This window comes from Paraburkholderia sp. SSBN10T (genome assembly GCF_056619545.1).
In genome coordinates, this window is the sequence record NZ_JBWQQI010000024.1 from 111,846 (window position 1) to 124,050 (window position 12,205).

11 protein-coding genes are annotated in these 12,205 nt (G+C 64.6%); 7 read left to right on the forward strand and 4 right to left on the reverse strand.

Features of this window, described 5'->3' with window-relative positions; translation table 11 throughout:
• Positions 1-75 precede the first annotated feature (75 nt).
• Positions 76-1,173 carry a cell division protein ZapE gene (zapE, locus tag AC1ECK_RS29630; RefSeq protein WP_480325595.1) on the forward strand — a complete coding sequence of 366 codons (1,098 nt, stop codon included), beginning with the start codon at positions 76-78 and terminating at the stop codon, positions 1,171-1,173.
• Between the two features lie 175 nt (positions 1,174-1,348).
• The gene (locus AC1ECK_RS29635) at positions 1,349-1,804 is read left to right on the forward strand and encodes a transposase (RefSeq protein ID WP_480325597.1); all 456 of its coding nucleotides are present in this window, start codon (positions 1,349-1,351) and stop codon (positions 1,802-1,804) included.
• A 155-nt stretch (positions 1,805-1,959) separates the two neighbouring features.
• Here AC1ECK_RS29635 and AC1ECK_RS29640 read toward each other — a convergent pair whose 3' ends face one another.
• The 4 genes from AC1ECK_RS29640 to AC1ECK_RS29655 all read right to left on the reverse strand — a co-directional run bounded on the left by AC1ECK_RS29640 (position 1,960) and on the right by AC1ECK_RS29655 (position 7,713).
• Entirely contained in the window at positions 1,960-2,412 is a 453-nt protein-coding gene (locus AC1ECK_RS29640) for a DUF2147 domain-containing protein (protein ID WP_480325626.1), read from the reverse strand.
• A gap of 180 nt (positions 2,413-2,592) precedes the next feature.
• Positions 2,593-4,293, reverse strand: coding sequence for a ShlB/FhaC/HecB family hemolysin secretion/activation protein (locus AC1ECK_RS29645; protein ID WP_480325599.1), 1,701 nt, complete (start codon positions 4,291-4,293; stop codon positions 2,593-2,595).
• Positions 4,294-4,516: 223 nt separating this feature from the next.
• Positions 4,517-5,965, reverse strand: a complete 1,449-nt coding sequence (locus tag AC1ECK_RS29650; protein ID WP_480325601.1) for a collagen-like triple helix repeat-containing protein — start codon at positions 5,963-5,965, stop codon at positions 4,517-4,519.
• A 140-nt stretch (positions 5,966-6,105) separates the two neighbouring features.
• Positions 6,106-7,713, reverse strand: a complete 1,608-nt coding sequence (locus AC1ECK_RS29655; RefSeq protein WP_480325603.1) for a collagen-like triple helix repeat-containing protein — start codon at positions 7,711-7,713, stop codon at positions 6,106-6,108.
• A 647-nt stretch (positions 7,714-8,360) separates the two neighbouring features.
• On the opposite strand from AC1ECK_RS29655, the gene AC1ECK_RS29660 reads away from it, so the two are divergent.
• The 5 genes from AC1ECK_RS29660 to AC1ECK_RS29680 all read left to right on the forward strand — a co-directional run bounded on the left by AC1ECK_RS29660 (position 8,361) and on the right by AC1ECK_RS29680 (position 12,201).
• Positions 8,361-8,522, forward strand: coding sequence for a Flp family type IVb pilin (locus tag AC1ECK_RS29660; RefSeq protein ID WP_480325605.1), 162 nt, complete (start codon positions 8,361-8,363; stop codon positions 8,520-8,522).
• Between the two features lie 160 nt (positions 8,523-8,682).
• Positions 8,683-9,180 carry an A24 family peptidase gene (locus AC1ECK_RS29665; RefSeq protein ID WP_480325607.1) on the forward strand — a complete coding sequence of 166 codons (498 nt, stop codon included), beginning with the start codon at positions 8,683-8,685 and terminating at the stop codon, positions 9,178-9,180.
• A gap of 35 nt (positions 9,181-9,215) precedes the next feature.
• Positions 9,216-9,674, forward strand: a complete 459-nt coding sequence (locus AC1ECK_RS29670; protein WP_480325609.1) for a TadE/TadG family type IV pilus assembly protein — start codon at positions 9,216-9,218, stop codon at positions 9,672-9,674.
• A 91-nt stretch (positions 9,675-9,765) separates the two neighbouring features.
• A complete protein-coding gene (gene cpaB, locus AC1ECK_RS29675; protein WP_480325611.1) occupies positions 9,766-10,695 on the forward strand; it encodes a Flp pilus assembly protein CpaB in 930 nt (309 codons plus the stop codon).
• Between the two features lie 39 nt (positions 10,696-10,734).
• Positions 10,735-12,201, forward strand: coding sequence for a type II and III secretion system protein family protein (locus AC1ECK_RS29680; RefSeq protein ID WP_480325613.1), 1,467 nt, complete (start codon positions 10,735-10,737; stop codon positions 12,199-12,201).
• Positions 12,202-12,205 lie beyond the last annotated feature (4 nt).

Genomic DNA, 12,205 nt, shown 5'->3' on the forward strand with positions numbered 1-12,205 from the left:
TGATCGCAGCACCTTAGCTTCACGACGAAGGCGGGCGGGTTCAATCCCTCCCGCCTTCTTTTTTGCAGCCAGAAAATGAACGTCACCGAATACTACGAAAAAGAACTGCAGACGCGGGGTTATCAATCGGACCCGGCGCAACGCGCGGCGGTCGACCGTCTGCAGCGGTGCTATGAAGAGTGGGTCGAGTACAAGGCGCGCCGCTCGAATGCGTTCAAGAAGCTGATTGTTCACCCGGACCTGCCGCGTGGCGTCTACATGTGGGGTGGGGTGGGTCGCGGCAAGAGCTTCCTGATGGACAGCTTCTTTACGGTTGTGCCGGTGCAGCGCAAGACGCGTTTGCATTTTCACGAGTTCATGCGCGAAGTGCACCGCGAACTCGAAGAGCTCAAAGGTCAGGCCGATCCGCTCGACGAACTGGCGCGCCGTATCGGCAAGCGCTACCGCCTGATCTGTTTCGACGAATTCCACGTCTCCGACATCGCCGACGCGATGATCCTGTACCGTCTGCTCGACAAGCTGTTCGAGAACCGCGTGCAGTTCGTGATGACGTCCAACTACGATCCGGATACGCTCTATCCGGACGGCCTGCACCGCGACCGCATGTTGCCCGCCATCGAACTGATCAAGAGCAAGCTCGATGTGGTCAATGTGGATGCGGGCGTCGACTACCGGCAGCGCACGCTGGCCCAGGTCGAGGTGTATCACACGCCGCTCGGCGCCGCCTCGGACAAGGCCTTGCGCGACGCCTTCGCGCGCCTCGCCGCGGTGCCCGACGAGAGTCCGATCCTGCACATCGAAAAGCGCGAGCTCAAGGCGCTACGCAAGGCTGACGGCGTGGTCTGGTTCGATTTCTCGACGCTGTGCGGCGGCCCGCGCTCGCAGAACGACTATCTGGAACTGGCGAGCCGCTTTCACGCGGTGATCCTCTCGGGCGTGCCGCAGATGAGCGCGCGGATGGCCTCGGAAGCGCGGCGCTTCACGTGGCTGATCGACGTGTTCTACGACCACAAGGTCAAGCTGCTGATGTCCGCAGCGGTGCCGCCGGAACTGTTGTACACGGACGGCCCGATGGCCAATGAGTTCACGCGTACGGTGTCGCGCATTGTGGAGATGCAATCGAAGGAATATCTCGATGCGCCGCGCCGCATTGTCGATACCTCGTTGACCTGAACGATTTGCAGCGTTTCGTGGTTCCCCTGGACACGGATTCCATCGCGATAGAGCTGGGACCGTCGGCCTGTCATGGGTGCACTCCGGCGTATTTTTAAGATTCGGATTGGTCTTATGTTCGCTCCGGGGGCGGGCCGATATCTTCTTGGTCATAGATTTGACGAAGGAGAAATCCATGACCCCGTATCGCGATATCAACGATCAAGAATGGCAGCGCGTTGCGCTGCTGCTTCCCGAACTGCGGCCGCGCACCGAACTGCGCGGCCGGCCCCTCGCCAACACGCGTTCCGTGCTAAACGGCGTGCTGTGGGTCATGTATAGCGGCGCCACCTGGTCTGCCATGCCGCGCAAATACCCGTCGTATCAAACCTGCCACCGGCGCTTTAAAGCCTGGCATGAATCGGGCGTGCTCAAGCGCGTGATGGAGCAGTTGTACGGCGAGGCGAGCACCGAATTGTGCGCGATGATGGCGTTGCGCATGCGCATCCATGTCCGCCCCGAAGAGAAGGCCGCGCATGCGGAAGCAACGCCTGTTGTACCGTCCAGGCCGGCACTCTACGGCCCGGCAGCCTCCCGGCCGGCAGTGCCTTCGGCATTCGCCTTCGCAGGGTCCTTCAGGCACGCGGCATGACGAGTCCACCGAATTGAGCTCACTGAACTGAGCCCGCTCAATCGAAAAAAACCGGCCGCACGAGAAAATCGTCGGCCGGTTTTTTACTAGATCATCCATTCGTTGCGTACCGCTGCCTCACGTACGGTTACACCGCGCACGCGGGCCTTCAAGGCTTATTGCTGGCGAATCCAGGTTTGTGAGCGGCCCAGCAGCGAAACGCCGATATACCCCCGCACCACCAGTTTCTGGCCGCCGTCTTCGAGGTGCATCTTGCACTTGTAGACCTTGCCGTTTTCCGGGTCGAGAATCTCCCCGCCGTCCCAGCCGTCGCCATCCTTTTTCAGATCGTTGATGATCGTCATGCCGAGGATCAACTGGTCTTTGCGCGCATCCGTGCACGCCGTGCAGCGCCGGCCGGGCTGGTCGTTCGGGTTGAGCCCCTTGATGACCTTGCCCTGCAGCGCGCCGTTGCTGTCCTCGGTGATCTGCACGAGTGCCTTGGGCTGTCCGGTGTGATCGTCGATGGTTTGCCACGTGCCGACCGGGCTGTCGGCTTGCGCCATGGCGCTGACGGCGCCGGCGAGCAGCACGCCGGCGAGGGCCGCCTGTCTGGCGGTGCGCATCATGATGGCGCGGGTGCGTTGGGTGAATGACGTCATTGTCTTCCTCCTTGATGAAAGTCCGCGCGATCGTGGTCGCGCGGCGTTATTGAAAGCGCAGAATACGTGAAACTGCGTCCGCCGTTTGATAGTGGACCCTCTAATCAAAACAGCGGCACGTGCCAGTCACCGTGCAAAACGCGTGCCTCAATTCAACTGATACGAAAAGGTCGCGTTGATGCGCGGACTGCGTGAGGCGCTTTCCACCGGCGCATCGCCCACGGCCTTGCCCACCGAGAGGTCGAGCGTGTAGTACTTCTTGTCGGAGATGCGAAAGCCGAGCGAAATCGACGCGAGCTTCGACGGTGACGGTGTGCCGGCATGCAGATACACGCGCGCCATGTCGAACGAGACATACGGCGTGACCGTCTGCAGATAGGTGAAGCCTGGCGTGAAGCCGCGATTGACCTCCACCGACGCGCCCCAGCCCGAATCTCCCGACGCTTCACCTGGCTCGTAGCCCTGCGCAAAATGCTGCGCGCCGAACGAGATCTGCTCCGAGGTAGGGAGCGAATCGGGGCTGTACTGTCCCGTCATGGCCACCGCCGTGCCGATCTTGAGCGGCCACTCGTTGGTCTGCGAGAAGCTCGCGCCGGTGCGCGTGAAGGTGACCGAGGCGGGATTGGTTTCGACGAGGCCGGGTATGTTCGATTCGCCGGATTTCGACGCACCCAGAATATTGAAGGCCTGCGCAACGTTCACGCTTGCCTTGCGCACCTGGCCGGTCTGCACACTCGCGTAGTCGGCCTGCAACTGCAGTACGCGCACTTGCGAGCGCAGCCCGATCCGCGCGCCGTTGATCTGGTTCTGATAGTCGTCCTCGTCGTGCGACGCGTAGGCCGACACGGTGCCGATCACACTCCGGCTGTTGCTCAAAAGAAGCGGGTAGGACAGCGAACCGCCGAGCTTGTCGTTGATCACCGTGCGCTGCACATAGGAGGGCAGGCCGGGGTTGTCGACCGGATTGCCGCGGTAATGCGAGGCGTCGATCTTCGCCACCAGGCCTTCACTGCCGATCGGCACCGCGCCATGAGCGGCCAAGTAGGTGACGTTGTCGCGGCCTTTGGGCAGCAGCGCCGAGACGCTCAGTTGCTCGCCGAGCGAGGTCAGGCCGTTTTCGGTTGCGGTGAGCAGTCCTTGCACGCCGGGCTGATTGAAGTTGACCCCGGCGCTCAGGTTGACAGGCTGGTGTTCGACCTTGAGTTCGAGCGTGGCGGCGCCGTCGGTGTTCTGCGGCGGCGCCACGTTCGCGGCCACCTTGATGCCCGGCAGTATGCCCAGCACGTTGATGTAACGCTCGAACGTGGCGCGCCGCAACGGCCGGTCCTCGCGGATGTGTTCGGCGATCGCGCGGATCTTTTCCTCTTCCTTGCCCGGATTGCCGGTCACCTTCACTTCCGACACATAGCCTTCCACCACCGTCACGCGCACCACGCCGTTCTCGAAGTTCTGCGCCGGTATGAAGGCGAATGACAGCGCATAGCCGCGCGCCTGATACAGTTTGGTGACCTCGTCGGCGATCTTGAGCAGGTCGCCGATTGTGATGTCCTTGCCGACGAGCGGAGTGAAGCGCTGCGCGACGTCATTGAACGGAATCGTTTTCACGCCTTCCACCTGAAACCGGGTGGGCGTCAGATGCGTCGCGAGCAAGGCCTGCAACTGCGGCGCCTGCGGCTGCACCTGCAGCGTAACGTTAGGCCCTTTGTCGGGCGCGTTGACTTGCGGTAGCGAATCCAGCGGGTTGCCCCCAACGGGGTTGCCGCCAACCGCGGGACGCGATTGCGCCTGCACTGCGCCTGCGGCGATGGCCGCCAGCAGGAGTGCCCATCTGCCGTACCCGAGTTTCATCGGATTTTCCTCGTATTGCCGTTTTTATCATGTGAGCTCGCCGCCTGTCCTGGCGGGTCGTGAGCGCTTGTGTGTGGCTTCGCGCATACTGCCATGCCTGCGCGTGTTGCGCCACGTGCTCCGTGCGTTGCGGAGCACGTGGCCGATGCGAACTGCTGATGCAAGCGGCCGCTGTGGTTGCGAGTCGCGAATGCGGGCGGCCGGCATCGTCCACTGCTGCGGACTACTTATGTTGTGCCGGGATCAGCCCACCCAGCAGCGAGGTGGCGCCACTGGCTGCGTTGCTCGTCGATCCCGTCGCCGAGGTGAGCGTGCCGGTGAGCGTCGAGAGCAGGCCCGTGACCGGCGCGAGCAGCGAGCCGGCCGGGGTGCCGCTGGCCGCGCCGGTGGCGCTGCCCACAACCCCGGTGACTGCCGAGAGCGGGTTGGAACTGCTGGTGGCATTACCCAGGGCCGATGTGACCGACCCCAGCGGGACGCTGCCGAGCAAGCCCGTGACCGATGCCAGCGGCGTGCCGGCCGTGACCGACGAGAGTGTCGACAGTGGCGAGCCGCCGAGCAGAGAAGTCACCGCGTTGAGCGGATTGGCGCCGAGGCCGACGCTCGCAAGCGTCGCATTCAACGGTCCGAGCAGGCCGTTGGCGGCGGCGCCGGTGGGCGGTCCGTTGGCCACTACCACATTGGTGCTGCCGACGAGGCTCGTGATCAGACCGGGGATCGGCGCCGCGCCGTTCGGGCCGTTCGGATTGACGAGGCCACCGGCGTTCGTCACCGTGTTGCCGACCGAGCCGATCAGGTTGCCGACGTCCGTGCCGAGCGGATTCTGCGTGGTCGAGGCGACGGTCGAACCGGCCGTGCCCAGCGCACCGCCAACCTGCGCCAGCACGCCCGAGACCGGCACGCCGAGCCCGGTGGTCGTGCCGACCGTCTGCGTGAGGACGCCCGCAGTCTGCACGAGCGGCGTGATGGCGGTGCTGACCGGCTGCGTGATCTGCTGCACCGGCGCCGAAGTCAATACGTTGCCGAGTACGGTGCCGCCCACGTTGACCCCGTCGGCAACGGTGCTGAGCGTGCTCGCCAGCGGCGTCGTAATGGGTGAGAGCGGGGCGAGCGTGCCCGTACCGAGTCCGGCGACTGTGCTGCTCAAGCCCTGCACGACGCCGCTGGTGGAGGTCACGACCGAGCCGAGGCCGCCGACCGTCGTGCCGAGCGGATTCGCCGTCGAACCGGTCTGGCCGACGCCGTTGCTCACCGCGTTGGCGAGCGCGGTGAGCGGACCGCTGGCGGAAGAGACGGTGCTGCCGAGCCCTTGCGTCACCTGCGAGCTCAGGCCCGGGATGCTCTGCGACGAGATCGTATTGCCGAGGTCGTTGACGGTTTGGGCGGCTGCCGTCATCGTGCCCGTGGTGCCGGTAGAGCCGGTCGTGGTGGTGGTCGTGGTGGTGCCGGTGGGCGAGCTGCCGGTGCCGCTACTGCCCGAGCCGGCGCCGGTGGTGGTGGTCGTGCCGCCGCTCGAACCGCTACCGGTGGTGGAAGCGACAGGCGGCGCGGTGAGGCCGTTGCCGCCACAAGCGGCGAGCAGGCATGCGACAGCGAGTGCGGTGAGCGGTGCGCGCAGCGACGACAGGCTCGCGCAGGCCGCTTCGGGAACAAAAAAACGTGGGGTGGACATAGGGTGCTCCTCGGTCTCTTGTGACTCTGAATGGATGGTCTCCGCGCGCCGGTGCAGCTATCTCTGAGCGGCGCCGCTCAGCTTAGGCGAGGCGGGGGAGGCCGCGTATCCGCTGCCGCCCGCCTGGTCTGCTTACCGGGTTATTTCTTCGAAACGCCGCCGAGCAGGCTGCCGACCAGCGAGGTGACGGGCGACAGCAGGCCGCCGACGGCGCTGCTGCCGGTGCTCGAGGTCAGACCGCTGATCGGGCTGGTCGAGGCGGTGGTCGTGGCGCCCTTGGCGGTACTGTTGGCCGTCGTGGCGGCGCTGCCGAGCGTGCCGGTGACCGTCGAGAGCAGGCCCGTGACTGGGGCGAGCGGGTTGCTGCTCGAGGTGCTGCTGCCGCCGGCAGCGCTACCCAAGGTGCCGGTCACGCTACCGAGCAGGCCTGTGACGGGCGCAAGCGGGCTGCTGCTACCGCCGCTCGCGCCACTCAAGGTGCTGGTGACGCTCGAGAGCAGGCCGGTCACTGGAGCCAGTGGGCTGCTGCCAGTGCCAGTGGTTCCCCCCGCGACCGAAGTCAGGCCGCCGAGCAGGCCGGTGACGGGCGCGAGCGGACTGCTGCTGCCGCCGGTGGCGCCACTCAAGGTACCGGTGACGCTCGAGAGCAGGCCGGTCACTGGAGCCAGCGGGCTGCCACCAGTGCCAGTGGTTCCCCCTGCGACCGAAGTCAGGCCGCCAAGCAGGCCCGTAAGCGGCGCGAGCGGGTTGGTGCTGCCGCCGGTCAACAGGCCGCCGACCGACGAGACTGTCGTGCCGGTGCTCGTCACGACATTGCCGAGGCCCGTGGTGACGGGGTTGTTGCCGGTCGCGGCGAGCAGGCTGCCTGCCTTGCCGAGGCCGCCGCCGATCGTCGACAGCAGGCCGTTGACCGGCGCACCGAGGCCCGTTGCCGTGCCGACTGTCTGGGTCGTGGCGGCGACCATTGAGGTAATCGGGGTGATGGCCGTGCTGACCGTTTGCGTGACCTGCTCGACCGGACCGGTCGAGAGGGCCGACGTCAGCGTGCTGCCGCCGTTGGTGACGGCGCCGCCGAGCGTGTCGATCGCCCCGCCGAGCGGCGACGTAAGCGCTGAGAGCGGGGCCAGCGGTCCGCTGCCGAGGCTCGTTACGAGATTGCCGGTGCTGGTGACAGCGCCGCCTACGTTGCTGACTACGCCGCCCAGGCTCGAGACGGTCGTGCCGACCGCATTGCCGCCGGTGCCGAGCTGGCCGAGACCTTGGGTGACGCCGTTGCCGAGCGTGGAGACCGCGGCGCCGACGTTTTGCACAATCCCGCCGAGCGACTGGGTGGTCGCCGAACTGAGGCCCGGAACGGTTTGCGAGCCGATCACCGAGCCGAGCCCCGAGACCGTCGAACCGACGTTGCTGACGATGTTGCCCGTGTTGCCGGCCACGGTGCCGAGTGCATTGGCTTGCGCCGAGGCGCTGCTCGAACCGCTGCCTGTGACGCCGCCCGTGGTGCTTCCTGATGTGCTGCCTGCGCTGTTCCCCGAACCCGAACCATCCGAGCCGCCGGACGTTGCGCCCATGCTCGAGCCGCTGCCGCTCGTCGTCGACAGCGCACCCCCGTCGCTGCCGCTACCGCTGCTCCCCGTCCCCGAACTCAAGGTTCCCGAGCCGCCGCAGGCACTCAGAGACAGCATGGCTGCCGCCGTTGCCGCGAGTACTGTTGCCCGTACCGTGAAGTTTGCCGTTTGAATATTCATGTCGCCCTCGAATCGCATGTGTTGTTGGGTGGTCCCGCGTGCCTACCACTGCAACAGCCATGCCATTTCGACTGGAGAATGCATAACGAATTTGCTTCGCAGGGCTGAAAGCGAAGTGCAGCAAGGTTGTGCGGGAGATTGATGAAGTGGTTGTCGAATCAGAATGGCGTTTGAATGGCGCGCTTGAAAACGGTTTCGCGCCGTGCGTAACGTAACGAGCCGGATTCGGCGTTACGGTGGGATGCGTAACGTGGAGGACACGCGCCGCTTGAAACGATTCGTTCAAACAGATAATTAGTGCAGCGAATCTAACCTATGGTTAGTCCTATGTGCTGCAACGCACGAACTGCCGTTAATCTAGGTGGACAGTCGGCTTCAAACAAAATAGCGCCTATCGGGCAGCGGACAATTGCTTTAATAGGATTGATACGCTATAAAAGCCGGGAGCATCTGAGTTTGTCGAGGGAGGTGCGATATCGAACAGACGGCCAAATGTAAATTATTGCTTTGAAGCCAGCTGCGATGAACGTGGTGTGCAGTGCAAAAGACCTGGGTTCGGCGAACGAGAGAAACGTCGATCACGGCACTGCAGACACACTCATCATGAGCAGCGCGAATACGAATGAAGACTGAAATCCGAGGGCAAAATGAAAAAGTTCACCACACGATTCCTGAGAGATAACCAAGGGGTTACCGCAATTGAGTACGCGATGATTGCGGGATTGGTCGCACTCCTCCTTGTCACCAGCCTGGGAACCCTGCAGACCGCGATAGCGAACGTGTTCGACGCCGTAGCCAAGGCGCTGTAATTCGTAAAGGTTGACGGCGGCAGCTTCTGTCATCGCGTATAGGGTCGACGCTTGCCGGTGTGCCGGCAGACTCTGCGTGCATCACAAAAGCATTGCCAACGGAACGGATGCGGGTTGCGCTTGCAACTCGCATCGGTTTGTCTCGTCCGTCGAGTCCGATATGAATCTGTTTAGCGATTCCCTTTTCGCGGTCTGGGCCGCGGTCGTCGCGGTATGCGATTGCCGTAGTCGACACGTGTCGAATCCGCTTGTCGTTGCCGGATTGGCGGCGGCGTTGGCGTGCGCCGCTCTGGATCACGACCCATTCGGAATTTCGCTTTCCCAGGCCGCGCTTGGCGCGCTCGTCGGCCTATGCGCACTCTTGCCGTTCTTCGCGCTGGGCGTGATGGGTGGGGCCGACGTGAAGGTTTTCGCCGTACTCGGCGCATGGTGCGGCATGCACGCGCTAGTGGGGCTATGGATCGCCGCGAGCCTGATAGCGGGTTGCCATGCGGTCTGGTTACTGGTCTCCACTCGCACCCGGCTTGCCGCGCTCGGGCGGCCCGGTGTGTCGACCTTTGCATTGGGCAGCAAGCGCGCGACGCCGTATGCGGCCTGTCTGACCGTGCCTGCCATCGTGTGGATGGGGCTGCAAGCGTTCGTTGTGGGGGCGCGATGAGCCGGACTGCTTATCAACCGGCTTCGCGTCGCGTCATGCGCAATGCATTTTTGCGCTCACGCCGCGAGCGCGGTACCGCCGCCGTGGAATTCGCCATGGTGTTTCCGCTGTTCTTTGTGATCCTGTACGGCATCATCACCTATAGCGTGATCTTCGTCGCGCAACAGAACCTGACCCTGGCAGCAGAAGAGGGCGCGCGCGCCGCGCTCAACTATCAATCGGCGACGAGCTCCGCCAACGCGCTGGCCGCGCGCTCGTCCGCTGCCTGCACCACGGCAAAAGGCATGGTGACATCGTTGATCAGCAGCGCCACCTGTGTATCGAGTTCGAGTGCGTGTAGCTACGACGCAACAATGGACTGCATCGTCGTGACGCTCACCTACAACTATGGAAGCAAGCCGCTGGTGCCGAACTTGCCGCTGACCAATTTCGTGTTGCCTGCTTCGCTGGTGAGCAGTGCGACGGTGCAACTCAACCCGGAAAACATACTTTAATGCACGCGTTGGCTCTTCCCTCTCCGGTTGCGTCTTGCCTGCCTCAGTTGCGCTCGGGCCGGTGCGCGCCCGAACCATCGGGCGATCCGTCATGCCGAACCTGACCCGGATCCTCGCAGGCGTTCTGATTGCGCTCGCGCTGCTGCTCGGCACCTTTGCCTGGACGTTGTCGCGCCGGCCCGTGGTTCATCCCGCCGCGCCCGTGGCCCAAGCCACCTTCCCGGTCGTGGTGGCCGCGCGCGTGCTGCCGGCCGGCAAATCGATCACCGTCGATGCGCTGCGTGTGCAGTCGCTGCCGATCAATCCGAACGGTGCGTTCGGCGATCCGTCGATGCTGGCCGGACGTGTGCCGACCTCGGACATCGGCGCGGATTCGCCGGTCCTCGAAGCCCAGTTGTCGTCGGGCATCGCCGAGCGGATCGAACCGGGTGAGCGTGCGGTGGCGGTGCGGGTCGATGAAAGCAACGCCGTCGGCAATCGCCTGCGGCCGGGCAACTTCGTCGATGTGTTCTTCACGCTCAAACGTGAGGGCACCGGCGCCAGCGGCGCGGAAGTCGCCCGCAGCCAGGCTCGCCTGCTGATGTCGAAGGTGCGTGTGCTGGCGTTCGGTAACGCGACACCGGGCGCCGATAACCCGGGGGACGCGAACGGCATGGTGCGCACGGCGGTGCTGGCCGTACCGGTAGGCGATATCGACAAACTGACGCTGGCTGAAACATCGGGGCGGCTGGTGTTCGCACTGCGCAATCCAAAGGATGCCGAAGTAGTCGATCCAGCCGCTTTTGCACCTGCCGAGGGAGTCTTGAAGATTGCCGCCAATGCGCCGGCTGGCGACGACGTACAGGACTCGACGCGCGCCGCAGCCGGTGTGGCGCTCGATGAATTATCCGGCAGTGCGGGCAACACAGCCGCGCGAGCGCCGCTGGCGCCGCGTGTTGTCCGGCCCGCCGCACGGGTCACGGCGGCGAACGACAATATTGAAGTCATACGGGGCGGGCGTGCCGAAACAGTCGCCCGATAGGGTTCCAGGGAGCGGGCGGCCGGACGCGTCCATAAAAATATGAAAAAACGGATTTTTGCTTGCGCGATCGCAGGGTGGCTCTGTGTGGCATCGTTGGCCGTAGCGCCGGCCAGCCATGCGGCAGACGGCATGCAGACAGTCGCGCAGACGGTCGACATCACAGTGGGCTCGCAGCAGTCGCTGGCGCTCGGCCATAGTTTGCAACGGATCGCGATTGGCGACCCGACGGTGGCGGACGTGCTGATCATCCGCGGCGACAAGCGTGGTGGCGTGTTGCTGATCGGCAAGTCGCCAGGTACTACGAACCTGATGCTGTGGGAGCGTAACCATGACGCGCCGATGTCGTACACGGTCAACGTGACGACCGCGGCCTCGGGTGCGCTGCTGGGGCCGGGTACGCCTGGCGTGAAGGCGGTGGGGGATACGGCCGTCATTTCCGGCTCGGCTGCATCGATGGAGCAGCATCAGCAGGCCGTTGCGGTCGCGCAAGCCGAAGCGCGCGCCCATGCGGCGGCGCAAGGCAGCGGTTTGAGCGGCGCAGCCGATGGCGGCAAGGGCGGCGGCGCCGGCAGAGGCGGTGGCAGTGGCGGGTATGCCGCAGGAGCGGCAGGCGGCGCAGCGGCGAATGTGGTGGATGCCTCGACCGTCGCGACGCGCTCAGTCGTGCAGGTCGACGTGCGGGTGGTGGAGTTCAGCCGGACGGTGCTCAAGCAGATCGGGCTCAACATTCTGAAGCAGAACAACGGTTTCTCGTTCGGCTCGTTTGCCCCTTCGGCGTTGACCTCCGCGACGTACGGCCAGTCGCCGGTATTCAACTCGACCGCGCCGATCTCGTCGGCCTTCAATCTGGTGTTCAACTCGGCGACGCGGGGTCTGGCGGCCGACCTGAGCCTGATGGAGAGCAACAACCTCGCGCGCGTGCTGGCGGAACCAACGCTGGTCGCCCTGTCGGGCCAGAGCGCGAGCTTTCTGGCCGGCGGCGAGATCCCGGTACCGGTGCCGCAGGCGCTCGGCACGGTGTCGATCGAATACAAGCCGTATGGCGTCGGCCTGATGTTGACGCCCACCGTGCTCAGTCCCGAGCGGATCGCGCTGAAGGTGGCGCCGGAAGCGAGCGAGCTGGACTTTACGAACGCGATCACGATCAACGGCATTTCGGTGCCGGCGATCACCACGCGGCGTGCCGACACCACGGTCGAACTGGGCGACGGCGAGAGTTTCCTGATCGGCGGCCTGATCGACCGCGAGACGGTTTCGAACGTGTCGAAGGTGCCGCTGCTCGGCGACTTGCCGATCATCGGCGCCTTCTTCAAGCAGTTGAGCTATTCGCAGAACGACAAGGAACTGGTCATCATCGTGACCCCGCATCTGGTCTCGCCCATCGCCAGGGGCGCCGCGTTGCCGGCGACGCCTGGCGAACAGTCGGAACAGCGTGACGGCGCGGTATGGCGTTCGGTGCTCGGTGGAATCGCGTCGCCGGATGCGGCGCCGGGGTTCTCGAAGTGAGCGT